Raw genomic sequence first — 24,267 nt, 5'->3', positions numbered from 1 at the left:
AAGCAAATTACAGGCCCGCCTCTGCTGATGGCGGGCTTTTTTTCGCCGCGCGTTTGCGGGGAGCACTCTTTTTCTTATCGCCCTCGCCGGGCGCCACAATGCCACGAAAACGGCGTACTGGCGTACTGCGGGCCTGATCGATCAGTTGATAGAGCGTTCCCACCAGCGGTTGCATAAAGTCCTGGTAGCGGCACTGCTTCTCGCTGATTTGCGTCAGAATCGACTCCCAGTGCGCGGTCATATCCGGTCGGGTTGCCATTTCCGGCAGCGAATGGAACAGCGCTTTTCCGGCGTCGGTGGAATGGATATAGCGCCCTTTCTTGGTCAAAAAACCGCGCTTGAACAGCAGTTCGATGATGCCGGCACGCGTCGCCTCGGTGCCTAAACCATCGGTTGCCCGGAGGATCTTTTTCAGATCTTTATCCTGCACAAAACGCGCAATACCGGTCATCGCAGACAACAGCGTCGCATCCGTAAAATGGCGCGGCGGCTGGGTCTGGCGTTCAACCACTTCGCCCTTTTCGCACAGCAGTTCGTCATCTTTTGCGACAACAGGCAGCGGCGTACCGTCGTTCTCTTCATCCCGCTCTTTACTGCCGAGCAGCGTTCGCCAGCCTGCTTCGGCAAGGAACCGGGCTTTGGCGATAAATTTACCCTTGGCGATATCCAGTTCGATGACGCATTTACGAAATACCGCGTCAGGGCAAAACTGCATCAGGTATTGACGCGCAATCAGGTTGTACACCTTCGCTTCATTTTCCGTCAGGCTGATACCGTTGCTCCGGGCCGTCGGAATGATGGCATGGTGCGCATCGACCTTTTTATCATCCCAGCAGCGGTTGCGCGTGTCGGGATTGACCGCAGGCTGTGGCAGCAGATCCGGCGCGTGCACGCTGATGGCATTCATTACCGCATGACGCCCGGCAAAGTGCTCTTCCGGCAGATAGCGACAGTCGGAACGCGGATAAGTGATGAGTTTATGGGTTTCATACAATTTCTGGCAGATATCGAGCACGTTCTGCGCGCTCAGGCCAAAGCGTTTTGCCGCTTCAATCTGTAACGCCGACAAAGAAAACGGCAGCGGTGCGGATTCTGATTCCCGTTTATCGTTATAGCTGGTGACAATCGCCGGTTGCCCGTGAATGCGGTTGACCACATGCTCTGCCAGCGGACGGTGCAGTAAACGCCCCTCTTCGTCCTGATACGGTTCACAGGCTTCGCTCGGCTGCCAGATGGCGGTGAAGCGTTCGTCCGCAGGCGTCACGATATGAGCTTTGACTTCAAAAAAATCTTTGGCAACGAAGTTTTCGATCTCTTCGTCACGACGCACCACCAGCCCCAGCACCGGCGTCTGGACGCGACCAACAGAGAGCACGCCCTGATACCCGGCGTTACGGCCCAGAATGGTATAGGCGCGTGTCATGTTAATGCCGTATAGCCAGTCCGCGCGGGCGCGGGCCAGCGCCGAGACGCACAGCGGGACGAATTCGCTGTTAGCGCGCAAACGGTCAATCGCGCGCTCAACGGCCTGCGGGTTAAGATCGTTGATCAAACAGCGCTGCACCTGCTGGCGCTTTTCCGGCGCCAGTTGCAGATAGTCCAGCACTTCATCCACCAGCAGTTGTCCTTCGCGATCGGGGTCCCCTGCGTGAATGACTTCACTGGCCTCATGCAAAAAGCGCTTGATGACATTGAGCTGTTTGGTCACGGAAGGACGCGGCTGCAATTGCCACTTTTCCGGCACAATCGGCAGATCGGCCAGGTTCCAGCGCGCATACCGACTGTCATAGACGTCAGGCTGCGCCTGTTCCAGCAGGTGACCGATACACCAGGTCACCACCTGACCGTTCCCACATTCGATAAATCCGTCGCCTTTGCGATGCGGCTTGGGCAGCACGTCGGCAATAGCGCGGGCCAGGCTCGGTTTTTCGGCAATAAACAACCGCATTGTCTTAACGGATCTCAACCATGGCGCGACCACCACGAGCGTCAACCAGCTCGCCAATCGCGGTCAGTTCGATACCAAACCCGGCGGCGGTGGCTTTCACTTCTTCTTCAGCGTCAGGCGTGACGGCCAACAGCAGCCCCCCCGAGGTTTGCGGATCGCACAGTAAATCACGTACCGCCTGCGGCATTTCGCCCATCAGGTGTCCGTAGCTGGCAAAATTACGCTCCGTTCCACCCGGTACAGCGCCAAGCTGAATATACTCTTCCACGCCCGGTAGTTTTGGGATGTCCTGATAGCGGATCTGCGCCTGCACGCCTGCGCCCTGGCACATCTCGCTGAGGTGGCCCAGCAGACCGAATCCCGTCACATCGGTCATGGCTTTCACGCCATCGATATTGGCAAAGGACGCGCCTGCGATATTCATTCGGCACATCACTTCCGTTGCCAGCCCCTGATGTTCAGGTTTTAACAGTGATTTTTTCTCAGCCGTCGTCAGAACGCCGATACCGAGCGGTTTAGTCAGAAACAGTTTGCAGCCGGCCTGAGCGGTGCTGTTTTTCTTCACGCGCTCGGTAGGAACGATGCCGGTCACGGCCAGTCCGAAAATCGGCTCAGGGGCATCAATCGAATGACCTCCCGCCAGCGCAATCCCCGCCTGACGGCAGGCAAAACGCCCACCTTCGGTCACTTCGCGGGCGATTTCAGGTGACAGTTTGCTGATGGGCCAGCCGAGAATGGCAATCGCCATAATCGGTTTACCGCCCATCGCGAAAATATCACTGATGGCGTTGGTCGCGGCGATACGGCCAAAATCAAACGGATTATCGACAATCGGCATAAAGAAGTCGGTGGTGCTGATGACGCTGGTGCCATTTCCCAGATCGTACACTGCCGCGTCATCACGGGTTTCATTGCCCACAAGCAGGTTCGGGTCGACAAACTTCGCCTGCTCGCTGTGCAGGATGGTCTCCAGCACTTTGGGGGAAATTTTACAACCGCAACCTGCTCCGTGGCTGTACTGCGTTAAACGAATAGCGTGCTCGCTCATGGACATCTCCTGTCATTGCAATCGGGCTATGGTAGCGCTCATTCCATGACGTGATAAGAGAGAGTGTCTGAATTCCAGCGTCTTTGCTCAGAATCCAGACAGTTTTAAAGAATTATCTAAAATTTCGTCACAAACGGCGCGGTATCCGGCACGTTGATGGTCGTGGAGGCTTTCAGTTGTGGCGTACCGAGATAGAGGAAACCAACGATCTTATCCTGTGAACGACAGTTGAACGCCTCGCGAACCACCGGGCTTTCGGTTAATGCGCCCGTACGCCAGATCCCCCCGAAGCCCTGCGCGACCGCCGCCATTTGCATCGCCATCACCGCACAGCCCGCCGACATCTCTTGTTCCCAGACCGGGACCTTATGATTTTCCTCGCATTTCGCGACCACAGTAATGATAAGCGGCGCGCGAAACGGCGCAGTACGCGCTTTTTCGATCCCTTTTTCATCGCTCTGTGCGGCAATCGCCCCCTTCTCTAACACGGCGCTAAAGCGATCGCGACCGTTCCCCTCAATGACGAAGAAGTGCCAGGGTTGCAGAGTATTATGGTCCGGGGCACGCATACCCGCGCGCAGGATATTTTGCAGTTGCTCACCCGCTGGTGCAGGCTCGGCCAGGCGAGAGGCACTACGACGGTTAACAAGTAATTCAAGTGCATCCATTTGGTTAACTCCAGGCATGATGAATATTCACAAAATTAACACGAGAGCAGATTTTGTTACAGCGCAGACGGTGATTCCTGCTGACAAGAGACGGCAGGGTCATTAGGATAGCCTCATCTCATACACCGTAACCCGGTGTAGTATTTGTAACGGTAGGGAGAATACATGCGAACCCTGTGGCGATTCATTGCCGGATTTTTTAAATGGACGTGGCGACTGCTTAATTTTGTCCGCGAGATGGTGCTTAACCTGTTCTTTATTTTCCTGATCCTGGTGGGCGTAGGCGTCTGGATGCAGGTCAGTAGCAGCAACACCAGCGATAAAGTGGCGCGCGGCGCTTTATTGCTGGATATTTCCGGGGTGATCGTCGATAAACCCTCCAGCACCAACCGTCTCGGCGTCATTGGACGTCAACTGTTTGGCCCCAGCTCTGACCGCTTACAGGAAAACTCCCTGTTTGATATCGTCAATACCATTCGCCAGGCAAAAGACGATCGCAACATTACCGGCATTGTGATGGATCTGAAAAACTTCGCCGGGGGCGATCAGCCGTCAATGCAGTACATCGGTAAGGCGCTGCGCGAATTCCGCGACAGCGGGAAACCGGTTTATGCCATCGGTGATAACTTCAGCCAGGGCCAGTACTACCTCGCAAGCTTTGCCAATAAAATCTGGCTTTCGCCACAAGGTTCCGTTGATATCCACGGTTTTGCCACCAACGGCCTTTATTACAAGTCTCTGCTGGATAAGCTGAAAGTCTCTACGCATGTGTTCCGCGTCGGCACCTATAAATCCGCCGTTGAACCGTTTATTCGTGATGATATGTCGCCCGCTGCGCGTGAAGCGGACAGTCGCTGGATTGGCGAACTGTGGCAAAACTATCTGAATACCATTGCGGCAAATCGCCAGATTCCGGCCCAGCAGGTCTTCCCTGGCGCGCAGGGCGTTCTGGATGCGCTGACGAAAGTCGATGGTGACACGGCTAAATATGCTCTCGACAACAAGCTGGTGGATGCCCTGCTCTCCAGCGCAGAAGTGGAAAAAGCGCTGACCAAACAGTTTGGCTGGAGCAAAGCGGAGAATAACTATCGCGCCATTAGCTATTACGACTATACGCTGAATCCTCCTGCGGATAGCGGCGGCTCCATCGGCGTGGTGTTTGCCAATGGCGCCATTATGGACGGCGAAGAGACGCCGGGGAACGTCGGCGGCGACACCACGGCCTCGCAAATTCGCGATGCGCGTCTGGATCCGAAGGTGAAAGCCATTGTCCTGCGCGTAAATAGCCCGGGCGGTAGCGTGACCGCCTCGGAAGTGATTCGTTCTGAACTGGCCGCCGCCCGCGCCGCAGGTAAACCCGTGGTTGTCTCGATGGGAGGAATGGCCGCGTCAGGTGGGTACTGGATCTCCACGCCAGCCAGCTACATCGTAGCGAACCCCAGCACGCTGACAGGCTCCATTGGTATCTTCGGGGTAATCAACACGGTCGAAAACAGCCTGGATTCCATCGGCGTACATACTGATGGCGTCTCGACCTCCCCGCTGGCCGATGTCTCCATGACCAAAGCCTTACCGCCAGAAGCACAGCAAATGATGCAACTGAGCATCGAGAATGGCTACAAGCGCTTTATCACTCTGGTGGCGCAGGCCCGTCATTCCACGCCTGAACAGATTGACAAAATCGCGCAGGGCCACGTCTGGACCGGTCAGGACGCCAAAGCGAACGGTCTGGTGGATAGCCTGGGCGACTTCGACGATGCGGTCGCTAAAGCCGCTGAACTGGCAAAACTCAAGCAGTGGCATATCGACTATTATCAGGATGAGCCAACTTTCTTCGATACGCTGATGGACAACTTGTCAGGCTCTGTTCGGGCGATGCTGCCGCAGACCATTCAGGCGATGCTCCCTGCGCCGCTGGCAGTTGCAGCAGACGTGGTCAAAGCGGAAGGTGATAAACTCGCCGCCTTCAACGATCCGCAAAACCGTTACGCATTCTGCCTCACCTGCGCTAACGTGAAATAATCCTCACTCCCTCTTCATTTGAAGAGGGATTTTTCCCTGAGCGACAAAATGATAGCCATACAGAAGAAATCGATTTACGTTGCCTATACCGGCGGGACCATTGGTATGCAGCGCTCCGAACAGGGTTACATTCCCGTTTCCGGCCATCTTCAACGTCAACTGGCGCTGATGCCCGAATTCCATCGCCCGGAAATGCCCGACTTCACCATTCATGAATATGCCCCTTTGATGGACTCCTCTGATATGACGCCCGAAGACTGGCAACATATTGCTGATGACATCAAAGCGCATTACGACGAGTACGATGGCTTTGTCATCCTTCACGGCACTGACACGATGGCATTTACCGCATCGGCGCTCTCTTTTATGCTGGAGAATCTGGGTAAACCGGTCATTGTGACAGGGTCACAAATCCCTCTGGCAGAGCTGCGTTCAGACGGGCAAATCAATCTCCTCAACGCCCTGTACGTGGCGGCAAACTACCCCATTAACGAAGTCACCCTGTTCTTCAACAACCGACTGTTTCGTGGCAACCGCACCACAAAAGCGCACGCCGATGGCTTTGACGCTTTTGCCTCCCCGAATCTTCAGCCTTTGCTGGAAGCGGGTATCCACATCCGCCGTCTGGGGACACCACCGGCACCGCATGGCGAGGGGGAACTGATTGTTCATCCGATCACGCCGCAGCCCATTGGCGTGGTCACCCTTTATCCCGGTATCTCTGCCGGTGTGGTACGTAACTTCCTGCTTCAGCCGGTTAAAGCGCTGATTTTACGCTCTTACGGCGTCGGTAATGCGCCACAGGATAAAGCGTTTTTGCAGGAGCTGAGCGAGGCCAGCGAACGCGGTATTGTGGTCGTTAACCTGACTCAATGCATGTCGGGGAAAGTGAACATGGGCGGTTATGCCACCGGCAATGCGCTGGCGCACGCGGGTGTGATTGGCGGCGCGGATATGACCGTCGAAGCCACGCTGACCAAGCTGCATTACCTGCTCAGCAAAGGGCTGGATACGGATACGATTCGCCAGGCAATGACACAAAATCTGCGCGGCGAACTCACCCCGGATGACTAAGGAGAATCCCATGACAAATCGCGCACTGTTACTGGTCGATTTGCAAAATGATTTCTGCGCCGGTGGCGCGCTGGCCGTCCCTGAGGGAGACAGCACCATCAATATTGCGAATCAACTGATTGTGTGGTGCCAGACGCGTGGAATAGCGGTCGTTGCCAGCCAGGACTGGCATCCGGCGAACCACGGCAGTTTCGCCAGCCAGCACAACGCACAGCCCTACAGCCAGGGAACACTGGACGGGTTGCCGCAAACCTTCTGGCCCGATCACTGTGTACAGGAGAGCGATGGCGCGGCGTTTCATCCACTGCTTAACCGCAAGGCGATTGACGCCGTTTTTCACAAAGGCGAGAACCCACAGGTCGACAGCTACAGCGCCTTTTTTGATAACGGACGCCGACAGAAAACCGGACTCGAAGCGTGGCTTCACGGGCATAAGGTCAATGAGCTGATCGTCATGGGACTGGCGACCGACTATTGCGTGAAGTCCACCGTGATGGATGCGCTGCAACTGGGCTTTTTGGTGAACGTGATTACCGATGGCTGTCGCGGCGTAAATATTCAGCCACAGGACAGCAGCCACGCGTTTATGGAGATGGCCGCCGCAGGCGCTACGCTGTATACCCTGGGCGACTGGGAAGAGACGCAACGCTAACTCCCCCGCCGCACACAGCGTATTGTATTGTCAATATCAGGATCTGATAGGTGACATAAAACGGGATCGGGTATGATGGATGCAACCTGCTGCGTCAGCGTTTGACGCCGCGTTTCATTTTCAACTGGAGGCACAGGGTATGGCTTTTATCCCTAAAAATTACGCCCGCCTGGAAGTGGGCTATCGGGAAAAGGCGCTTAAGCTCTTCCCGTGGGTGTGTGGTCGCTGCTCCCGCGAATTCGTCTATTCAAATCTTCGTGAGCTGACCGTACACCATATCGATCACGACCATTCCAATAATCCGGAAGACGGCAGCAACTGGGAAATGTTGTGCCTGTACTGTCACGATCATGAGCATTCCAAGTACACCGAAGCCGATCAGTACGGCTCCACGGTTGTGGCAGGCGAAGATGCGCAAAAGAGCGTCGGCGAAGCCACGTACAACCCTTTTGCCGATCTTAAAGCGATGATGAATAAAAAGTGATGTGAAAGGTTCGCCCGGCAAAAGCGCAAACTGCCGGGCGTCAACGCATCAGTCAGGATTTAAATGTCGCAATCGGTTCTGGCGTAATGCCAAAATCCACCTTGAGCTGCTGCTTACTCTTCATCACCATCTGACCGTTTGTGTCGATAGTCATATGCTGAGCGTCCGTATTGTTCCGCGCCTGCCAGAGCATCACCAGTTGCAGACTGTTCTCTTTTTGCTCCGGCGTCAGCGCCACGCCATCCGGCCATTTCCCCAGTTCAACAGCGGTTGATAAGCGCTGGTAAACCTCCGGCGTCATGTTGTTAATCATCTCATCAAGATTCATGATCAATCCGCTCCTGTTGAATAATTTGCTGAATCGTTTTTTCAACCCTTCGTTTGTTCACCGTTTTCATCATCAGTGAAGCTCAGAGAAGCTGAATTGACACAGTAACGTTCGCCGGTGGGTTGCGGGCCATCGGGAAAGACGTGTCCCAGGTGCGCATCGCAGTTTCCACAGCGAATTTCGATACGTTGCATACCGTGGGAAAAGTCTTTGAGGTAACGGATGGACTCTTCACTCACAGGCTCGTAAAAGCTGGGCCAACCGCAGCCTGAATCGTACTTCGATTGCGAGGTAAACAGCGGTGCGTCGCAGATCAGACAGTGGTAGACACCGTCACGCTTGTTATGCAGTAACTGCCCGGTAAATGGCGGTTCTGTGCCGTGATTTTGCGTCACGTAGAACTGCATTTCAGACAGGTTTTTTTTCAGATCTTCAGCAGAAGGTTTGTTCGCCATTTGCTCACATCTCACTTTTCATGACGCTGACATTACGCGACCAATTCTAACAAAACATTAACACCACAGGGCAGACTTTTGTTCTAAACTTGATCCTTGCGAAATGGCAGCGCGTGATTCGTGATTTAAATCACATTTTTATCTCCGTTGCCCTTTAAAATTCGGGGCGCCGCCCCCATGTGGTTTCAAGCCCAATGGAAGAGTGAGGCGAGTCAGTCGCGCAAAGCTTGTGCACTGGATTGATTTGTCGCAATGATTGACACGATTCCGCTTGACGCTGCGTAAGGTTTTTGTAATTTTACAGGCAACCTTTTATTCACTAACAAATAGCTGGTGGAATATATGACTATCAAAGTAGGTATCAACGGTTTTGGCCGTATCGGTCGCATTGTTTTCCGTGCTGCTCAGAAACGTTCTGACATCGAGATCGTTGCAATCAACGACCTGTTAGACGCTGATTACATGGCTTACATGCTGAAATATGACTCCACTCACGGTCGTTTCGACGGTACCGTTGAAGTGAAAGACGGTCATCTGATCGTTAACGGTAAAAAAATCCGTGTTACCGCTGAACGTGATCCGGCTAACCTGAAATGGAACGAAGTTGGTGTTGACGTAGTGGCTGAAGCGACCGGTATCTTCCTGACCGACGAGACTGCTCGTAAGCACATCACTGCTGGCGCGAAGAAAGTCGTACTGACTGGTCCTTCCAAAGACAACACCCCGATGTTTGTTAAAGGCGCTAACTTTGACAAATATGCTGGCCAGGACATCGTTTCCAACGCATCCTGCACCACCAACTGCCTGGCTCCGCTGGCAAAAGTTATCAACGACAACTTCGGCATCATCGAAGGTCTGATGACCACTGTTCACGCAACCACCGCAACCCAGAAAACCGTTGATGGCCCGTCTCACAAAGACTGGCGTGGCGGCCGTGGCGCGGCTCAGAACATCATCCCGTCCTCTACCGGTGCTGCTAAAGCTGTAGGTAAAGTACTGCCAGAACTGAATGGCAAACTGACTGGTATGGCGTTCCGCGTTCCTACCCCGAACGTATCCGTTGTTGACCTGACCGTTCGTCTGGAAAAAGCTGCTTCTTACGAAGACATTAAGAAAGCAATCAAAGCTGCTTCCGAAGGCCCGATGAAAGGCGTTCTGGGTTACACCGAAGACGACGTTGTTTCTACCGATTTCAACGGCGAAGTCTGCACTTCCGTGTTCGATGCTAAAGCCGGTATCGCACTGAACGACAACTTCGTGAAACTGGTCTCCTGGTACGACAACGAAACCGGTTACTCCAACAAGGTTCTGGATCTGATTGCTCACATCTCCAAATAAGTTGAGATGAGACTGTAATCTGTAAGAGCGACTTCGGTCGCTCTTTTTTTTGCCCGCCGATAAAGGATTGCGTAATGATTAATAAAATTTTTGCACTTCCGGTAATCGAACACATTACCCCTGTCCTCTCCCGCCGCCAGCTTGATGAGCTGGAAGTGATTGTTGTCGATCACCCGCAGGTTAAAGCCTCCTTCGCTTTACAGGGCGCTCACCTGCTCTCCTGGCAACCTGCCGGAGAGGAACAGGTCCTGTGGCTAAGTCACATTACACCGTTTAAAAAAGGCGTTGCCCTGCGCGGCGGCGTGCCAATCTGCTGGCCCTGGTTTGGCCCAGCGGCGCAAAAAGGTCTGCCAGCGCACGGTTTCGCGCGTAATCTGCCATGGGCGCTGAAGGCGCATAATGAAGATGACAATGGCATGGTATTGACCTTTGAACTGCAAAGCAGTGAAGCAACCCGCCAGTACTGGCCGCATGAGTTCACTCTGCTGGCGCGTTTCAAAGTGGGGAAAACCTGCGAGATAGAGCTGGAAGCCCACGGCGAATTTGAAACCACATCCGCGCTGCACACCTATTTTAACGTCGGCGATATTGCCGCAGTGAAAGTCAGCGGTCTGGGCGATCGTTTTATCGATAAAGTGAACGACGCAAAAGAAGATGTGCTGAGCGATGGCGTGCAGACATTCCCGGATCGCACTGACCGTGTCTATCTGAATCCGGAAGCCTGCAGCGTGATTCACGATGGCGCACTGAAGCGTAATATTGACGTTGTTCACCATCACCACTGTAATGTGGTTGGCTGGAACCCCGGCCCGGCGCTGTCCGTCAGTATGGGTGACATGCCGGACGATGGATATAAGACCTTTGTCTGCGTGGAAACGGCGTACGCCACTGCACAGCAAAAAACCACCGAAGAGAAACCTTCTCGCCTGGCGCAGACGATTCGCGTTAGCAAACGTTAAGCATCACGCTATTCGTAGGCCTGATAAGGCGTTAGCCGCCATCAGGCATTGTTTGCCGGATGGTGATGCTCACGCATCTTATCCGGCCTACGACACCTCACACCATATCCAGCGCCGTTTTGCCCCTCGGCGCGGGATACGCCTTTTCCAGTGCGGCAATTTCCTGAGCGGAAAGCGTAATGTTCAGTGCCGCCGCATTTTGTTGCACATGCTCTACGCTTGCCGCTTTCGGAATCGCCATCACGCCCTGATGACCGATCACCCACGCCAACAGAATTTGTGCTGGCGTCACATTATGTGCAAGGGCAATCTCATTGACCACGGGGTGGTTGAGCAGACCGCTACGCAACCGGCCAGCTTGCGCCAGTGGACTGTAGGCCATGACGGGGAGTTGGTGTTGCTGACACCACGGCAGCAGATCGTGCTCAATGCCGCGCGAAGCCAGATGATACAACACCTGATTCGTGGCGCACTGCTTTCCGCCCACCACCCGCCACAGCGCCTGCATCTGATCGACGTCGAGATTAGAAACGCCCCAACGGCGAATTTTGCCCTGAGCGATCAGCCTTTCCATCGCATCAACCGTCTCTTCAAATGAGAAACTGCCCGACCAGTGCAACAGGTAGAGATCCAGATAATCCGTCTGCAAACGCTGCAGACTGCCCTCACAGGCCGCAATCGCTTTTTGCCCGCCCGCGTTCCACGGGTAGACTTTTGACACCAGAAAAACCTTCTCACGAAGCCCGGTCAGCGCTTCGCCAACCACCTCTTCTGCCCCACCATCCGCATACATTTCTGCGGTGTCGATAAGCGTCAGTCCCTGCTCGACGCCCGCCCGAAGCGCAGACACTTCTGCACAGCGCTGGTGGGGATCCTCACCCATAGACCAGGTTCCCTGGCCGATCGCAGGAAGCACAATCTCTCCGGCAAAGACAATCTGTTTATTGGTCATCATGTTCTCCTGTGTTGTGCACCACCGTAATGCAAAACAGGGCGCAAGCGCCCTGTTTTGATGCACAAATTGCACTGTGATAATGCACAATCAGAACTTGTAGGTGATCCCGGTAGAAATCAGGCCAGTCCAGGATTTGTCGACCATCGGGCTGTCGGTAATTTCATCAGACAGGCGGGTGTAGCGCGCCGTTCCGTAAACGCTCCAGTCACCAAGGAAGTTATAGTTCGCGCTCAGCTCCAGATACGGGTTCCAGCTGTCGTTCGGGTTATAGCCACGCATACCGCTGCGGGCAGACTCTTTACGCGACACGCCGTAATAGTATTCGTTCTGGTTTTCACTGTTCCACTCGACACCGATACCCGGCGTCAGCGTCAGGCCACCGTTGGTATAGCGATACAGCCAGGCCAAATCCCAGACGACGCCGTTGCTGTTATCCAGTGTATCCCCGGAAAGCGTCGTGCGCAGGAAACCGTATTCCGTGTTATGAACGTAGGATAAACCGGCCATCATGGTGCTCTTACGTTTATCAAGACGACGCATTTGGCGATCGTCGCTGTCGCCCGGTTTAAAGTACATCGGGGACCAGTAAGCGGTGATCGACAGCTTGTCTGCCGTGTCGTTCCACAGATAGTACCCACCGCCCAGACCACGGAACCAGAAGTTATCCCCTTCATAATTGATAACCGGAACCGGATAAACATCCACATCGTAATCTTTATAAGGGTGTTCAACCACACCCACACCAGCGCCAAGCGTCAGGTCGTTTTCAGCGTGTGCTACAGTTGCAGACGATGCGATAAGCACACCAAGTGCCAGAAGTTTGAGTTTGGTCACAATCCATAATTCCTTATTCAAATGTCTAGCGGCAAAAGTGTAACCGCCAATATGAAACAACCCAACTATTTTACAAATTACCGACAGAATGTAACCGTCTAATTTCGCAGGCTGTGATGACACTCTGCTTGCAGTCAGATGAAAGTGGCGTGATCTTCTGCGGCATTATTTACATTAGCTATGCATTTTTTGTGGATGAGTTATTGATATGCCATTGAAATTCGTTGGCGAGTACAGGCAAGTTTTGCAAATGCCATCTACGCTTTAATTTAGAAGTTGTATCACCGGGCACGTTGGTCTCACGCTTTGCAAGATGGCATGAGAGTTGCTGTTTTTTTGCTACAAGACAGTAAGTGACGTCGTTCAGTCTACCTCTTCCGGGAGCCTCTACTATTCATATGAACGGCTCTTAACCTGTGCTAAAAAACGAAAGGACGGCATACCATGAATATATTCGATCACTATCGCCAGCGTTATGAAGCTGCCAAGGACGAAGAGTTCACACTGCAGGAGTTTCTTACCACTTGTCGGCAAGATCGCAGTGCTTATGCCAATGCGGCAGAACGGCTACTGATGGCTATTGGTGAGCCCGTCATGGTCGATACTGCCCAGGAACCTCGACTTTCTCGACTCTTCTCCAACCGGGTCATCGCACGTTACCCCGCGTTTGAAGAGTTTTACGGCATGGAAGACGCGATCGAACAGATTGTCTCTTATCTGAAACACGCGGCTCAGGGGCTGGAAGAGAAGAAACAGATTTTGTATCTGTTGGGGCCTGTTGGGGGCGGGAAGTCGTCGCTTGCTGAACGACTGAAATCGTTAATGCAGCGCGTCCCGATTTACGTGCTGAGCGCCAACGGTGAGCGTAGCCCGGTGAACGATCATCCGTTGTGCCTGTTTAATCCGCAGGAAGATGCCCAGATTCTGGAAAAAGAATACGGGATCCCGCGCCGCTATCTTGGCACCATTATGTCGCCGTGGGCTGCGAAACGCCTGCATGAATTCGGTGGGGATATCACCAAATTCCGTGTGGTGAAAGTCTGGCCGTCAATCCTTGAACAGATAGCGATTGCCAAGACAGAACCCGGCGATGAGAACAACCAGGATATCTCCGCGCTGGTCGGAAAAGTGGATATTCGTAAACTCGAACACCACGCGCAGAACGATCCAGATGCCTATGGTTATTCCGGTGCGCTGTGCCGCGCCAACCAGGGGATTATGGAGTTCGTCGAGATGTTTAAAGCCCCGATTAAGGTGCTGCATCCTCTGCTGACCGCCACACAGGAAGGAAACTATAACGGCACCGAAGGGATCTCCGCCCTGCCGTTTAACGGCATTATCCTCGCCCACTCAAACGAATCGGAATGGGTCACCTTCCGTAACAACAAGAATAACGAAGCGTTCCTTGACCGTGTTTACATCGTCAAGGTGCCTTACTGCTTGCGTATTTCCGAAGAGATAAAAATCTACGAGAAGTTGCTTAATCACAGTGAGCTGACCCATGCGCCCTGCGCCCCCGGCACGCTGGAAACGCTGGCGCGCTTCTCGATTCTCTCCCGACTGAAAGATCCGGAGAATTCGAGCATTTACTCTAAAATGCGCGTCTATGACGGTGAAAGCCTGAAAGATACCGATCCAAAAGCGAAGTCGTATCAGGAGTACCGCGATTACTCTGGCGTTGACGAAGGGATGAACGGCCTGTCGACCCGTTTTGCGTTCAAAATCCTCTCACGCGTCTTTAACTTTGACCATGTGGAGGTTGCCGCAAACCCGGTACACCTTTTCTATGTACTGGAGCAGCAGATAGAGCGTGAACAGTTCCCGCAAGAGCAGGCTGAACGCTATCTTGAGTTCCTGAAAGGCTATCTGATCCCGAAATATGCCGAATTTATTGGCAAAGAGATCCAGACGGCTTATCTCGAATCCTACTCGGAATACGGACAGAATATTTTTGACCGCTATGTCACGTATGCTGATTTCTGGATTCAGGATCAGGAGTATCGCGATCCGGATACCGGCCAGTTGTTCGATCGGGAATCGCTGAATGCCGAGCTGGAGAAAATTGAAAAACCAGCGGGGATCAGTAATCCGAAAGATTTCCGTAATGAGATAGTCAACTTTGTTCTGCGTGCGAGAGCCAATAACAGCGGACGGAATCCGAACTGGACCAGCTATGAAAAACTGCGCACGGTTATCGAGAAAAAAATGTTCTCGAATACCGAAGAGCTGTTGCCGGTCATTTCGTTTAATGCCAAAACCTCGACCGATGAACAGAAGAAACACGACGACTTTGTCGACCGGATGATGGAGAAAGGCTATACCCGTAAACAAGTGCGTTTACTGTGCGAATGGTATTTGCGCGTACGTAAATCGTCTTAAAAGCATAAATGACCCGGAAGATTTTATCCGTTTACCGGGCCAATAGTTCGTTTGTACGCGAAATCATTCAAGGTGTATCAAGGCGGCAAATGAGTGAATCCCCAGGAGCGTACATAAGTACGTGACTGGGGTGAGCGAATGCAGCCAACGCCGAGATAACTTGAAGGAAGAAGCGTAAAGTTGGCAAATGCAGTACGGGGGGCATATGACCTGGTTCATTGACCGACGACTTAACGGTAAAAATAAAAGCACGGTTAACCGCCAGCGCTTTTTACGCCGTTATAAGGCACAAATTAAACAGTCGATCTCCGAGGCCATTAATAAGCGTTCGGTGACCGACGTCGACAGCGGCGAGTCTGTCTCCATTCCGACAGAAGATATTAGCGAACCGATGTTTCATCAGGGGCGCGGCGGTTTGCGCCATCGCGTTCATCCGGGCAACGATCATTTCGTGCAGAATGACCGTATCGAACGGCCTCAGGGCGGCGGCGGCGGTTCAGGAAGCGGGCAAGGCCAGGCCAGTCAGGACGGTGAAGGCCAGGATGAATTCGTCTTTCAGATCTCCAAGGACGAATATCTCGATCTGCTGTTTGAAGACCTGGCGCTACCTAATCTGAAGCAAAATCAGCAGCGCCAGCTTACCGAGTATAAAACGCACCGGGCGGGATATACTTCCAACGGCGTTCCGGCCAATATCAGCGTGGTTCGTTCGCTGCAAAACTCGCTTGCGCGCCGCACGGCGATGACGGCGGGTAAACGCCGCGAACTGCATGCGCTTGAGCAGGATCTGGAAACCATCAGTAAAAGCGAACCGGCGCAACTGCTGGAAGAGGAACGGTTACGTAAAGAGATTGCAGAACTCCGGGCAAAAATCGAACGTGTGCCGTTTATTGATACCTTTGATTTACGCTATAAAAATTACGAAAAACGTCCGGATCCCTCCAGCCAGGCAGTCATGTTTTGTCTGATGGATGTCTCCGGCTCCATGGATCAGTCGACAAAAGACATGGCTAAACGTTTTTATATTCTGCTCTATCTGTTCCTGAGCCGAACCTATAAGAACGTGGAGGTGGTCTATATCCGTCACCATACCCAGGCAAAAGAAGTGGATGAACATGAATTCTTCTACTCTCAGGAAACCGGGGGAACCATAGTCTCCAGCGCGCTGAAACTGATGGATGAGGTGGTGAAAGAGCGTTACGACCCTGCGCAATGGAACATTTATGCCGCACAGGCGTCGGATGGGGATAACTGGGCGGATGACTCTCCGCTGTGTCATGAAATTCTGGCGAAAAAATTGCTGCCGGTGGTACGTTATTATAGCTATATCGAAATCACCCGCCGCGCGCATCAAACGTTATGGCGTGAATATGAACATTTACAGTCAACGTTTGATAATTTCGCGATGCAACATATTCGCGATCAGGACGATATATACCCTGTATTTCGTGAGCTTTTTCATAAACAAGGTACGACCAGCGCAAATTAAATTCCGACCAGTCAGGAAAAGCGTGCCTGACTGGTTTTTTTCATATCTTTACAGCCCATTCTCCCGGCAGTCAGTAGGTTGAACGTACGACGTATGGTAAAATAGATTATCTGGCCTGGGGGGTTGTTGTTTATCATGAAATTGCATCATAAAGCGCTCAGGCTCTTTATATCCGCAACGGTTGTTGTTTTGACTTCATCCTTTCTGATCTATGAGCTTATTGCCAGTCACAAAGCAATGAACGCTTACATGCGCTATATCATAGAAAAAGCAGACTCCTCCTTCCTGTACGATAAATATCGCAACCAGAGCATTGCCGCACATTTAATGCGTGCATTTGCTACATCAGGAAAAACGCTTTCAGTTGAAGACCGGCGCGCCATCTGTCAGACATTCAGCAGCGCGAACGATGTGTATGGCCTGAATCTGACTCGCCATAATTACCCTGATCTTCATGGTACATTGCAGACAGTTTCAGATAACTGTGAACGTCTTGCAGACGATATCCTTAAACTTCCGGCATTCGATCAGGCGGTGATGGTTAACCGCAAACAGGTCGATTACGGTACAGGTCTCGCCACGTCAGAAGAAAAATTTCATTATTATCTCGATTTACAGAATCACTATGTTTACTTCTATGACCTGATAAATACCCGTCAGTTTGCGATGCATCACTGGAGCTTTTTGAAAAAAGGTGTATTAGGTATTGATCAGGCAGATATTGATGGAATCTTTACCGGCCGTACTGTTCTTTCGAGCATCTATCAGGACGATCGAACTGAACGCAACGTGATGAGCTTTTTAACGCCTGTCTATCTGGACGGAAAATTAAAAGGCACGGTGATGGTCGATATTAATAAACAAAATTTGCAAAATATTGTTTATACCAACGACCGTCCCCAGGTCTGGCGTTATCTGGATATCAGTCTCAAAGATACTTATTCCGATAAGACAATTATTATTCATCAAAGCGAGAATAATCTTTTCCCCTATGTCAACTACGTCAGCGATCTTCCTGGCGGCCTTCACGTCGAACTGTCGCTCGATATTTTGTATTTCATCGTATCGTCATGGAAACTTTTTCTGTTTTACCTGCTGGCAACCGCCCTGCTTCTCAATATGGTCCGCCTGCATTTTCGTCTTTACCACAGCGTTAGCCGTGAAAATATCAGTGATGCGATGACCGGTCTGTATAACCGTAAAATTTTAACCCCCACTCTTGAGCAGCGGTTGCAACGGCTGGTCGCCGCCGGTACGTCCGTGGTCTTTATCGCTATCGACCTCGATAAACTGAAAGTGATTAATGATACCCTGGGACATCACGAAGGGGATATGGCGATCACGCTACTGGCAAACGCGATTGAAGCGTCAGTCCGTAAAAGCGATTACGCTATCCGGCTGGGCGGCGATGAGTTTTGTGTCATTATGGTGGATGCCGAGCCAGATATGGCAACTCGTCTTCCGGAGCGCATTGCCAGCCATCTCAGAACCATTGCGCCTGAGAAAAATATTCGATTTTCCTCAGGCCATTACAGCATGCAGCCGGACGATACGCTGCACAATGCTTACACCGCATCTGATGAACAGCTCTACCTCAACAAACACCAAAACCGCCAGCGTTCGTGATAGTCTTTCACCGTATTTTTTCGCGCGAAAGGAGTGAAAGATGAGCGACGTCGTTAAAGGCAGCATGACCCATCAGCGTTTACTTGATTTACTGTCTCAGGGAGGCGCGCGTTTTCGTGTCGTCAGCCATGAAGCGGTCGGTAAATGTGAAGCGGTGTCTGAGATTCGGGGTACCGCATTGGGGCAAGGCGCGAAAGCGCTGGTCTGCAAAGTCAAAGGTAATGGCGTTAACCAACATGTCCTGGCGGTTTTACCCGCCGACCAACAGGCCGACCTCAGTCAACTGGCGACCGCTATTGGCGGCTTGCGCGCCTCCCTCGCCAGTCCGGCTGAGGTCGATGAACTTACTGGCTGTGTGTTTGGCGCCATTCCACCGTTTAGTTTTCATCCACAACTGATGCTGGTCGCCGATCCGCTGTTGTTCACGCGATATAGCGAAATCGCCTTCAATGCCGGTGTACTGGATAAATCCGTTATTCTCAATACTGATGATTATCTGCGCATTGCCCGGCCTCAGCAGGTGGAATTCCATCGCCCGGCGTAAGCGTTCAGCTCCCCCGCTCAAGTATTAAAACAGAAATCACAAGCACGGCAGCAATGGCAAAAAATGAGGAGGTAATGATCAGTGTTTCAATAAACATGTGATCGTTCATGGCGGCGCCTCTTACATAAAAGATAACGGCTCACCTGTTATTGATAACCCGCAATGATGGCAATTTGATGACAACACACGCGGAGCTGACATTTTTTCGCCATCATGCATTTGCCTTAAATCACGGGATATCGTTAAAAAAGTCTGTTCAGCGTAGCGTTTGGGCGTAAAGTAAACAGGCTTAACTTTTTTGGCAAGGAAACCACGATGTTTGATGTCACTCTGCTGATCCTGCTTGGACTGGCAGCTCTGGGCTTTGTCAGCCATAACACCACTGTCGCCGTTTCAATACTGGTGCTGATCATTGTCCGTGTTACCCCACTCAATACCTTTTTTCCGTGGATTGAAAAGCAAGGGCTGACCATCGGGATTATTATCCTGACGATCGGCGTGATGGCGCCTATTGCCAGCGGTACGCTTCCACCTTCCACGCTGATCCACTCTTTTCTTAACTGGAAGTCGCTGGTGGCGATTGTGGTCGGAGTGGTGGTCTCCTGGCTCGGCGGACGCGGTGTTACGCTGATGGGCAGCCAGCCGCAACTGGTCGCCGGTTTGCTGGTGGGGACCGTGCTGGGCGTGGCCCTGTTTCGCGGGGTACCGGTCGGGCCGCTTATCGCAGCAGGTCTCGTCTCACTTATTGTGGGGCGGCAGTAGTCAACCCCGCCAGATAACGGCCTGGCGTCTGTCCCAGGCCTTTTTTGAACATGGTGATAAACGCCGTGGTCGAGTCATATCCCAACAGTTGCGCTACCTGCTGAACGTTGCGCCCGTCCACCAGAGCCTGTAAAGCGAGAATAAGCTGGAGCTGATGCCGCCAGCGGCGAAAACTGAGCCCTGTCTCCCTGACTACCAGCCGGGCAAGGTTACGCTCACTCATGGCAAACTCACTGGCCCACTGCCCCAGCGTCTGCCACCCGGCCGGTTCACGCGCCATCGTCTCAACCATCTTCCGTATTTTCGGATGTCCGGAAACGGGCAGTTGCATCTGTTCCTGCGGCTGTTGCGGAAGCTCATCGAACAGTACCTGCATCAAACGCTGTGTCTGGGGTTCTGCCCGCTGACTGTCGCTGCGTGTTGCCAGAGACAATATGAGCTCCCGGCAGAGCGGCGATATTTTAAGCGTACAGCAATGTTCCGGTAATGTAACCGCATCCGGTTCGATGAAGAGAAAGCAGAGCTCCGCACCCGCCGTAACGTGATTGCTGTGTTCGATACCGCCAGGGATCCAGACCGCGTACTGCGGGGGTACCATCCACACGGCGCACGCAACGTCACAGGTGATAGCGCCATGCAATGCCATAATCAGTTGTCCTTTTCGATGCTGATGCGGCGCGCTGAACAGCTCATCAGGACGGGCGCGGATACGAAAGGCCACGGCAGGATCGTGGTGAAGATCAGGTTCGTAACCGTCAAGTCGCAGGCTGTACATCAGTTTGTCCGAATTTAGCGATAAATTGTCATTGTAGCTTGATTTGCTGTGCAGATAAACGCGGTAAGGTACGCCCTCACCTGTTGATATGAGATAACAATGACCTCTTCTTCACCACGCACTAACCACGGAGCCCTGATGATTGCGGGTATCCTGATGATTGCCACTACGCTTCGCGTTACGTTCACCGGCGTAGCGCCTTTACTGGATACGATTCGCGCGGATTATGGTCTTACCACCGCCCAGACAGGGCTGTTAACCACGCTTCCCTTGCTGGCTTTTGCCCTTGTTTCGCCGCTCGCCGCAGGCGTTGCCCGCCGTATCGGTATGGAGCGCAGCCTTTTCGCCGCGTTGTTATTGATTTGCGCCGGAACGGGAATACGATCTCTGCCTTCAGCCTCGCTGTTGTTTTGCGGAACGGCGCTTATCGGCTGTGGCATCGCCCTCGGCAATGTTCTGTTACCGGGATTGATCAAACGTGATTTTTCACACCATGTCGCTAAACTGACCGGCGCCTATTCCCTGACCATGGGAGCCGCCGCTGCGCTCGGTTCAGCACTGGTGGTGCCACTGGCATTGAGCGGGTTCGGCTGGCGCGGTGCGCTGCTACTGCTGATGGTATTCCCCCTGCTGGCGTTTTTGATCTGGCTTCCGCAATGGCGCCATTGCGCTCACACCAACATGACGACGTCGCGCGCCTTACATACCCGCGGCATCTGGCGTTCACCGCTCGCCTGGCAGGTGACGCTGTTTCTCGGGATTAACTCGCTTATCTATTACGTGATCATCGGCTGGCTGCCAGCCATTTTAATCAGCCATGGGTACAGCGAGTCGCAGGCCGGTTCACTGCACGGTCTGTTGCAACTGGCTACCGCGTCACCGGGTCTGCTGATTCCGCTGGTACTGCATCGGTTTCACGATCAGCGCAGCATTGCGGCGCTGGTATCTCTGATGTGTGCCCTCGGAGCTTGTGGGTTCTGGTTTCTGCCGGATCAGGCGGTACTGTGGACGCTGTTATTTGGATTTGGTTCCGGCGCGACGATGATTCTGGGGCTGACCTTTATCGGCCTGCGCGCCAGCTCTGCGCATCAGGCTGCGGCGCTTTCCGGCATGGCGCAATCTGTCGGCTATTTATTGGCGGCATGCGGACCGCCGCTGATGGGGAAAATTCATGATGCCCAGGGTAACTGGCAGTTCCCGCTTCTGGCGGTGGCAGTGTTAGCGGTACTGATGGCGGTGTTTGGCCTCTATGCAGGTCGCAATAAAGAGATTAGCGCCTGATCAATTCAGGGCAGACACGAACGTCTGCCCTTTTCACTTATCCGCGCGCCGCGCGCAGCATGGCCTGAACCAGAGGAACCGGTTTTCCCGCCAGTGCGCCACGCTCGTGCTGGAACAGGGTCGCCACAAAGAACGGATGCGTCACCAGCTCAACCGCGCGAATATCACCATTATCATCCCATCCAGTAACCCGGAGATCGCCACTTTCCAGCTCCACCGCAAACGACTCTGCGATACCGTAGTTACAGTGATAACCTTCCGAAATCACCGCCTGACCATAGGCTTTGGCAATTAGCGTGTTGGGACGCAATTCGATCTCGTCGGTTTTTTCGACCAGCGAACAGGTGAGCGGCGCAATAACCATCCGTCCTGTTGTATCGGTTTCCGCATGGGCAGCATCGGACCAGCCCAGTACGTTACGGGCATATTCCAGAATGGCGTGTTGAAAACCGCCACAGGTGCCAAGGAAAGGGATGCTGTTTTCACGGGCGTAACGGATGGCGATCAACGCCCCCTCCGTGCTTTTGTACGGACTGGCCGGGACCACCCAGATGGCATCATACCCCACCAAATCTTCCGCACTGGTGATTTCAGTACTGGAGAGCCAGTCATAATCCGCCACCAGTTCCAGAACCGCCGCAGCATCGTCAATAGCAAGAGGGATAGCCTGATGCGCCGTGACGCCAGCGTTATAATCACCCACCAGCGCAATCCGCAGCGTATCTTTTACAGGGGATATTTCCATGGAGAATTCCTTACGTCAGAGCAATTGGGGACAACATAAGGAACCTCAGCCTACCGATCTTTTGCTGCTATCACAATCCCTTAATTTAGGGATGGACGCCGGCAAAGTGATATAGTGACCGGAGTCAGTTTTCTGCCTGAAGAGATAAAGGCAGTGAAAATTATGCATTTCCCGACCGACAGCTTGATGAGTTTTGCGCCTGGACTGAAAAGAGGGACAAGTATGAAGATTCAGTGTAAACGCGTATACGACCCTGCAGAAAAAAGCGATGGCTACCGTGTGCTGGTTGATCGCCTGTGGCCACGCGGGATCAAAAAAACAGATTTAGCATTAGATGAGTGGGCAAAAGATCTCACGCCCTCTACGGAGCTACGTAAAGCGTTTCACGCTGAATCGATTGATTTTACCCATTTTACCGGGCTATACCGCAAAGAGCTGGCGTCACAACGCCAGGAAGGCGAACGGCTGGCGAAGATTGCTCGCCAGCAGACGCTGACGTTACTGTATGCGGCGAAAAACAACGAACAGAATCACGCCCTTGTGCTGGCTGACTGGCTACGCGAGCTGTGATTCGCGGGCATTCGCACTCTCAGGCTGGGTATCTGGTCGCAGCGGCATAAGATGTTTTGCACGCACCCAGGCAAAACCGTGCTGTCCATCCGCCGATACCACCTCGCCAGTCACCAGCCAGAGCGCGCACGGCGTCTCTTTTGGCAACATGGTCGTAAAGCCATTAACGGGGTTAATAAACACGTCACCTGGCTGGCAGAGCTGGAATAATTCAACCGACTTGCCAATATTGCAACGTCCTGCGGACGTTTTGGCGCCAATGATCATCGCCAGCATGCCTGGTTTTAACTGGAACATACTTCTCTCGTTGTGCTCTCGTCATTCTAAGTAAGATAATTCCGAGAAATAATACCGTTCGACTATCCGATTGTCACTTCCCATTGCCTGTTCCCAAAGACAAAACTCCTTTTGTCACTCATTGACCCCTGCTATTCTTGCACCTCTTTACATAATTCAGACAGGTGATCGCATCATGAGACTGGGCATTATGTTTCCCGTCGTTATTTTCATTACGGCCGTTATTTTTTTGGCCTGGTTTTTTATCGGCGGCTATGCCGCGCCGGGAGCATAAACCATGAAAAAAACAACGCTGGTGATGATTGCCGTGGCGATAATCGTCGTGGTGGGGACCGAACTGGGCTGGTGGTAGTGCCGGGGCCAGAATGACAAAGGCCACCCTCAGGTAGCCTTTTGTCGATAAAATTTAGCGAATTAGCTTTTGATTTTTCTGTAGATAAACAGAACCACAATAGCGCCAATAATGGCTACTGCAAAGCTGCCGAAGTTAAAGCCGTCAACTTTCCCGAAGCCAAACAGAGTACTGATCCAACCACCCACGACGGCACCGACGATCCCAAGAATGATCGTTATAAAGAATCCACCACCATCCTTACCAGGCATAATCCACTTCGCCAGAATACCTGCAATAAGACCAAAAACAATCCATGAAAGAATGCCCATTTTTTCCTCGCTTATGTATTTGCGTTAACGATTTATTCGCTGTTAAAAAGGATAGCACATCGTCAGGAAATTGAACTTTGTGATGATAGTCACTTTATTATTTTCTGATTTTTCCCACAAAAGCCAGGGTTGCATGTTTAGATGATAAGGATTATCTTTCTCAACATCGGGTGTTTGAGTAAATCGCTCAGGTATTCGGTACGACATTGCTCACATTGCTTCCAGTATTTCTTGCCCGCCTCTGTGCGCTGAGGGATCCCCATAAAACAGCGCTAATAAACCAGCACCATACTTCGGTAGGCTCTGGCGAGGTGGTTAAGAACGGTGCTCAGCACCGTTCGCCTTAATATTAGCGGGGAGTGTCGCAGGAC

The 24,267-nt window shown here is 52.6% G+C and carries 25 protein-coding genes and 1 pseudogene; 14 read left to right on the top strand and 12 right to left on the bottom strand.

The features are described from left to right. Positions 1 to 7: 7 nt before the first annotated feature. The 3 genes from topB to WB371_RS21500 form a co-directional block, all read right to left on the bottom strand. The gene (topB, locus tag WB371_RS21510) at positions 8 to 1,948 is read right to left on the bottom strand and encodes a DNA topoisomerase III (protein WP_336222053.1); all 1,941 of its coding nucleotides are present in this window, start codon (positions 1,946 to 1,948) and stop codon (positions 8 to 10) included. 4 nt (positions 1,949 to 1,952) lie between these two features. After that, positions 1,953 to 2,996, bottom strand: a complete 1,044-nt coding sequence (gene selD, locus WB371_RS21505; protein ID WP_336222023.1) for a selenide, water dikinase SelD — start codon at positions 2,994 to 2,996, stop codon at positions 1,953 to 1,955. A gap of 116 nt (positions 2,997 to 3,112) precedes the next feature. Next, entirely contained in the window at positions 3,113 to 3,664 is a 552-nt protein-coding gene (locus tag WB371_RS21500; RefSeq protein ID WP_336222022.1) for an NAD(P)H nitroreductase, read from the bottom strand. A gap of 165 nt (positions 3,665 to 3,829) precedes the next feature. Here WB371_RS21500 and sppA point away from each other — a divergent pair, with 165 nt between their 5' ends. The 4 genes from sppA to yajD all read left to right on the top strand — a co-directional run bounded on the left by sppA (position 3,830) and on the right by yajD (position 7,896). Beyond that, positions 3,830 to 5,686, top strand: coding sequence for a signal peptide peptidase SppA (gene sppA / locus WB371_RS21495; RefSeq protein ID WP_336222021.1), 1,857 nt, complete (start codon positions 3,830 to 3,832; stop codon positions 5,684 to 5,686). 57 nt (positions 5,687 to 5,743) lie between these two features. Continuing rightward, on the top strand, positions 5,744 to 6,760 hold the full coding sequence (ansA, locus tag WB371_RS21490) for an asparaginase (RefSeq protein ID WP_336222052.1): 1,017 nt from the start codon (positions 5,744 to 5,746) through the stop codon (positions 6,758 to 6,760). 10 nt (positions 6,761 to 6,770) lie between these two features. Next, complete coding sequence (pncA, locus tag WB371_RS21485) at positions 6,771 to 7,412, top strand: bifunctional nicotinamidase/pyrazinamidase (RefSeq protein WP_336222020.1); 642 nt, start codon at positions 6,771 to 6,773, stop codon at positions 7,410 to 7,412. Positions 7,413 to 7,551: 139 nt separating this feature from the next. Beyond that, a complete protein-coding gene (gene yajD / locus WB371_RS21480; protein WP_336222019.1) occupies positions 7,552 to 7,896 on the top strand; it encodes an HNH nuclease YajD in 345 nt (114 codons plus the stop codon). A 52-nt stretch (positions 7,897 to 7,948) separates the two neighbouring features. Here yajD and WB371_RS21475 read toward each other — a convergent pair whose 3' ends face one another. Both WB371_RS21475 and msrB read right to left on the bottom strand, forming a co-directional pair. Next, positions 7,949 to 8,224, bottom strand: a complete 276-nt coding sequence (locus tag WB371_RS21475) for a YeaC family protein (RefSeq protein WP_336222018.1) — start codon at positions 8,222 to 8,224, stop codon at positions 7,949 to 7,951. 41 nt (positions 8,225 to 8,265) lie between these two features. After that, entirely contained in the window at positions 8,266 to 8,679 is a 414-nt protein-coding gene (gene msrB, locus WB371_RS21470; protein ID WP_336222017.1) for a peptide-methionine (R)-S-oxide reductase MsrB, read from the bottom strand. Positions 8,680 to 9,021: 342 nt separating this feature from the next. Between msrB and gapA the strand changes: the two genes are divergently transcribed. Then, positions 9,022 to 10,017, top strand: coding sequence for a glyceraldehyde-3-phosphate dehydrogenase (gapA, locus tag WB371_RS21465; RefSeq protein WP_049850341.1), 996 nt, complete (start codon positions 9,022 to 9,024; stop codon positions 10,015 to 10,017). Between the two features lie 74 nt (positions 10,018 to 10,091). Next, positions 10,092 to 10,976, top strand: coding sequence for a D-hexose-6-phosphate mutarotase (locus WB371_RS21460; protein ID WP_336222016.1), 885 nt, complete (start codon positions 10,092 to 10,094; stop codon positions 10,974 to 10,976). 97 nt (positions 10,977 to 11,073) lie between these two features. On the opposite strand, the gene WB371_RS21455 is transcribed toward WB371_RS21460, so the two are convergent. Then, positions 11,074 to 11,928: an aldo/keto reductase gene (locus WB371_RS21455; protein ID WP_336222051.1), complete on the bottom strand. Its 855-nt coding sequence runs from the start codon at positions 11,926 to 11,928 to the stop codon at positions 11,074 to 11,076. Positions 11,929 to 12,018: 90 nt separating this feature from the next. Further along, positions 12,019 to 12,765, bottom strand: a complete 747-nt coding sequence (locus tag WB371_RS21450; RefSeq protein WP_336222015.1) for a MipA/OmpV family protein — start codon at positions 12,763 to 12,765, stop codon at positions 12,019 to 12,021. 444 nt (positions 12,766 to 13,209) lie between these two features. Between WB371_RS21450 and yeaG the strand changes: the two genes are divergently transcribed. The 4 genes from yeaG to WB371_RS21430 all read left to right on the top strand — a co-directional run bounded on the left by yeaG (position 13,210) and on the right by WB371_RS21430 (position 18,803). Further along, on the top strand, positions 13,210 to 15,144 hold the full coding sequence (gene yeaG, locus WB371_RS21445; protein ID WP_336222014.1) for a protein kinase YeaG: 1,935 nt from the start codon (positions 13,210 to 13,212) through the stop codon (positions 15,142 to 15,144). A gap of 205 nt (positions 15,145 to 15,349) precedes the next feature. After that, positions 15,350 to 16,633 carry a YeaH/YhbH family protein gene (locus WB371_RS21440; RefSeq protein WP_336222013.1) on the top strand — a complete coding sequence of 428 codons (1,284 nt, stop codon included), beginning with the start codon at positions 15,350 to 15,352 and terminating at the stop codon, positions 16,631 to 16,633. Positions 16,634 to 16,768: 135 nt separating this feature from the next. Next, the gene (gene dgcJ / locus WB371_RS21435) at positions 16,769 to 18,259 is read left to right on the top strand and encodes a diguanylate cyclase DgcJ (RefSeq protein ID WP_336222012.1); all 1,491 of its coding nucleotides are present in this window, start codon (positions 16,769 to 16,771) and stop codon (positions 18,257 to 18,259) included. Between the two features lie 40 nt (positions 18,260 to 18,299). After that, the gene (locus tag WB371_RS21430; RefSeq protein WP_336222011.1) at positions 18,300 to 18,803 is read left to right on the top strand and encodes a YbaK/prolyl-tRNA synthetase associated domain-containing protein; all 504 of its coding nucleotides are present in this window, start codon (positions 18,300 to 18,302) and stop codon (positions 18,801 to 18,803) included. A 4-nt stretch (positions 18,804 to 18,807) separates the two neighbouring features. Here the strand turns inward: WB371_RS21430 and yoaI are convergent, their stop codons facing one another. Further along, complete coding sequence (gene yoaI / locus WB371_RS21425) at positions 18,808 to 18,912, bottom strand: small membrane protein YoaI (RefSeq protein WP_336222010.1); 105 nt, start codon at positions 18,910 to 18,912, stop codon at positions 18,808 to 18,810. A 206-nt stretch (positions 18,913 to 19,118) separates the two neighbouring features. On the opposite strand from yoaI, the gene WB371_RS21420 reads away from it, so the two are divergent. Further along, a complete protein-coding gene (locus WB371_RS21420) occupies positions 19,119 to 19,565 on the top strand; it encodes a DUF441 domain-containing protein (protein ID WP_043000929.1) in 447 nt (148 codons plus the stop codon). Here the strand turns inward: WB371_RS21420 and WB371_RS21415 are convergent. Next, a pseudogene (locus WB371_RS21415) lies at positions 19,542 to 20,340 on the bottom strand (AraC family transcriptional regulator). The gene WB371_RS21420 and the pseudogene WB371_RS21415 sit on opposite strands and share 24 nt — an antisense overlap. Positions 20,341 to 20,439: 99 nt before the next feature. Here WB371_RS21415 and WB371_RS21410 point away from each other — a divergent pair. Further along, entirely contained in the window at positions 20,440 to 21,621 is a 1,182-nt protein-coding gene (locus WB371_RS21410; RefSeq protein WP_336222009.1) for a CynX/NimT family MFS transporter, read from the top strand. Between the two features lie 37 nt (positions 21,622 to 21,658). Here the strand turns inward: WB371_RS21410 and WB371_RS21405 are convergent, their stop codons facing one another. Further along, complete coding sequence (locus tag WB371_RS21405) at positions 21,659 to 22,366, bottom strand: CTP synthase (protein ID WP_336222008.1); 708 nt, start codon at positions 22,364 to 22,366, stop codon at positions 21,659 to 21,661. A gap of 222 nt (positions 22,367 to 22,588) precedes the next feature. Here WB371_RS21405 and WB371_RS21400 point away from each other — a divergent pair, with 222 nt between their 5' ends. After that, on the top strand, positions 22,589 to 22,936 hold the full coding sequence (locus WB371_RS21400; RefSeq protein WP_336222007.1) for a DUF488 domain-containing protein: 348 nt from the start codon (positions 22,589 to 22,591) through the stop codon (positions 22,934 to 22,936). On the opposite strand, the gene WB371_RS21395 is transcribed toward WB371_RS21400, so the two are convergent. Next, entirely contained in the window at positions 22,922 to 23,233 is a 312-nt protein-coding gene (locus WB371_RS21395; protein WP_336222006.1) for a hypothetical protein, read from the bottom strand. The two genes, WB371_RS21400 and WB371_RS21395, sit on opposite strands and share 15 nt — an antisense overlap. A 175-nt stretch (positions 23,234 to 23,408) precedes the next feature. On the opposite strand from WB371_RS21395, the gene WB371_RS21390 reads away from it, so the two are divergent. Further along, positions 23,409 to 23,507 (top strand): YoaK family small membrane protein, encoded by a 99-nt coding sequence (locus WB371_RS21390; protein WP_024132625.1) that lies wholly within the window; start codon positions 23,409 to 23,411, stop codon positions 23,505 to 23,507. A 140-nt stretch (positions 23,508 to 23,647) separates the two neighbouring features. On the opposite strand, the gene WB371_RS21385 is transcribed toward WB371_RS21390, so the two are convergent. Beyond that, positions 23,648 to 23,896 carry a GlsB/YeaQ/YmgE family stress response membrane protein gene (locus WB371_RS21385; RefSeq protein ID WP_336222005.1) on the bottom strand — a complete coding sequence of 83 codons (249 nt, stop codon included), beginning with the start codon at positions 23,894 to 23,896 and terminating at the stop codon, positions 23,648 to 23,650. Between the last annotated feature and the right edge of the window lie 371 nt (positions 23,897 to 24,267).

Origin of the sequence: Citrobacter amalonaticus (genome assembly GCF_037053465.1) — a bacterium.
Classification (GTDB): Bacteria; Pseudomonadota; Gammaproteobacteria; order Enterobacterales; family Enterobacteriaceae; genus Citrobacter_A; species Citrobacter_A amalonaticus_H.
The sequence above is the reverse complement of the archived record's forward strand: the minus strand, read 5'-3'. Positions and strand labels throughout refer to the sequence as shown.

Bases quoted from the DNA above. Each gene is read 5' to 3' on its own strand.
- topB (WP_336222053.1), bottom strand. From the start codon at position 1,948: ATGCGGTTGTTTATTGCCGAAAAACCGAGCCTGGCCCGCGCTATTGCC.
- selD (WP_336222023.1), bottom strand. From the start codon at position 2,996: ATGAGCGAGCACGCTATTCGTTTAACGCAGTACAGCCACGGAGCAGGT.
- WB371_RS21500 (WP_336222022.1), bottom strand. From the start codon at position 3,664: ATGGATGCACTTGAATTACTTGTTAACCGTCGTAGTGCCTCTCGCCTG.
- sppA (WP_336222021.1), top strand. From the start codon at position 3,830: ATGCGAACCCTGTGGCGATTCATTGCCGGATTTTTTAAATGGACGTGG.
- pncA (WP_336222020.1), top strand. From the start codon at position 6,771: ATGACAAATCGCGCACTGTTACTGGTCGATTTGCAAAATGATTTCTGC.
- yajD (WP_336222019.1), top strand. From the start codon at position 7,552: ATGGCTTTTATCCCTAAAAATTACGCCCGCCTGGAAGTGGGCTATCGG.
- WB371_RS21475 (WP_336222018.1), bottom strand. From the start codon at position 8,224: ATGAATCTTGATGAGATGATTAACAACATGACGCCGGAGGTTTACCAG.
- msrB (WP_336222017.1), bottom strand. From the start codon at position 8,679: ATGGCGAACAAACCTTCTGCTGAAGATCTGAAAAAAAACCTGTCTGAA.
- gapA (WP_049850341.1), top strand. From the start codon at position 9,022: ATGACTATCAAAGTAGGTATCAACGGTTTTGGCCGTATCGGTCGCATT.
- WB371_RS21460 (WP_336222016.1), top strand. From the start codon at position 10,092: ATGATTAATAAAATTTTTGCACTTCCGGTAATCGAACACATTACCCCT.
- WB371_RS21455 (WP_336222051.1), bottom strand. From the start codon at position 11,928: ATGACCAATAAACAGATTGTCTTTGCCGGAGAGATTGTGCTTCCTGCG.
- yeaG (WP_336222014.1), top strand. From the start codon at position 13,210: ATGAATATATTCGATCACTATCGCCAGCGTTATGAAGCTGCCAAGGAC.
- WB371_RS21440 (WP_336222013.1), top strand. From the start codon at position 15,350: ATGACCTGGTTCATTGACCGACGACTTAACGGTAAAAATAAAAGCACG.
- dgcJ (WP_336222012.1), top strand. From the start codon at position 16,769: ATGAAATTGCATCATAAAGCGCTCAGGCTCTTTATATCCGCAACGGTT.
- WB371_RS21430 (WP_336222011.1), top strand. From the start codon at position 18,300: ATGAGCGACGTCGTTAAAGGCAGCATGACCCATCAGCGTTTACTTGAT.
- yoaI (WP_336222010.1), bottom strand. From the start codon at position 18,912: ATGAACGATCACATGTTTATTGAAACACTGATCATTACCTCCTCATTT.
- WB371_RS21420 (WP_043000929.1), top strand. From the start codon at position 19,119: ATGTTTGATGTCACTCTGCTGATCCTGCTTGGACTGGCAGCTCTGGGC.
- WB371_RS21410 (WP_336222009.1), top strand. From the start codon at position 20,440: ATGACCTCTTCTTCACCACGCACTAACCACGGAGCCCTGATGATTGCG.
- WB371_RS21405 (WP_336222008.1), bottom strand. From the start codon at position 22,366: ATGGAAATATCCCCTGTAAAAGATACGCTGCGGATTGCGCTGGTGGGT.
- WB371_RS21400 (WP_336222007.1), top strand. From the start codon at position 22,589: ATGAAGATTCAGTGTAAACGCGTATACGACCCTGCAGAAAAAAGCGAT.
- WB371_RS21395 (WP_336222006.1), bottom strand. From the start codon at position 23,233: ATGTTCCAGTTAAAACCAGGCATGCTGGCGATGATCATTGGCGCCAAA.
- WB371_RS21390 (WP_024132625.1), top strand. From the start codon at position 23,409: ATGAGACTGGGCATTATGTTTCCCGTCGTTATTTTCATTACGGCCGTT.
- WB371_RS21385 (WP_336222005.1), bottom strand. From the start codon at position 23,896: ATGGGCATTCTTTCATGGATTGTTTTTGGTCTTATTGCAGGTATTCTG.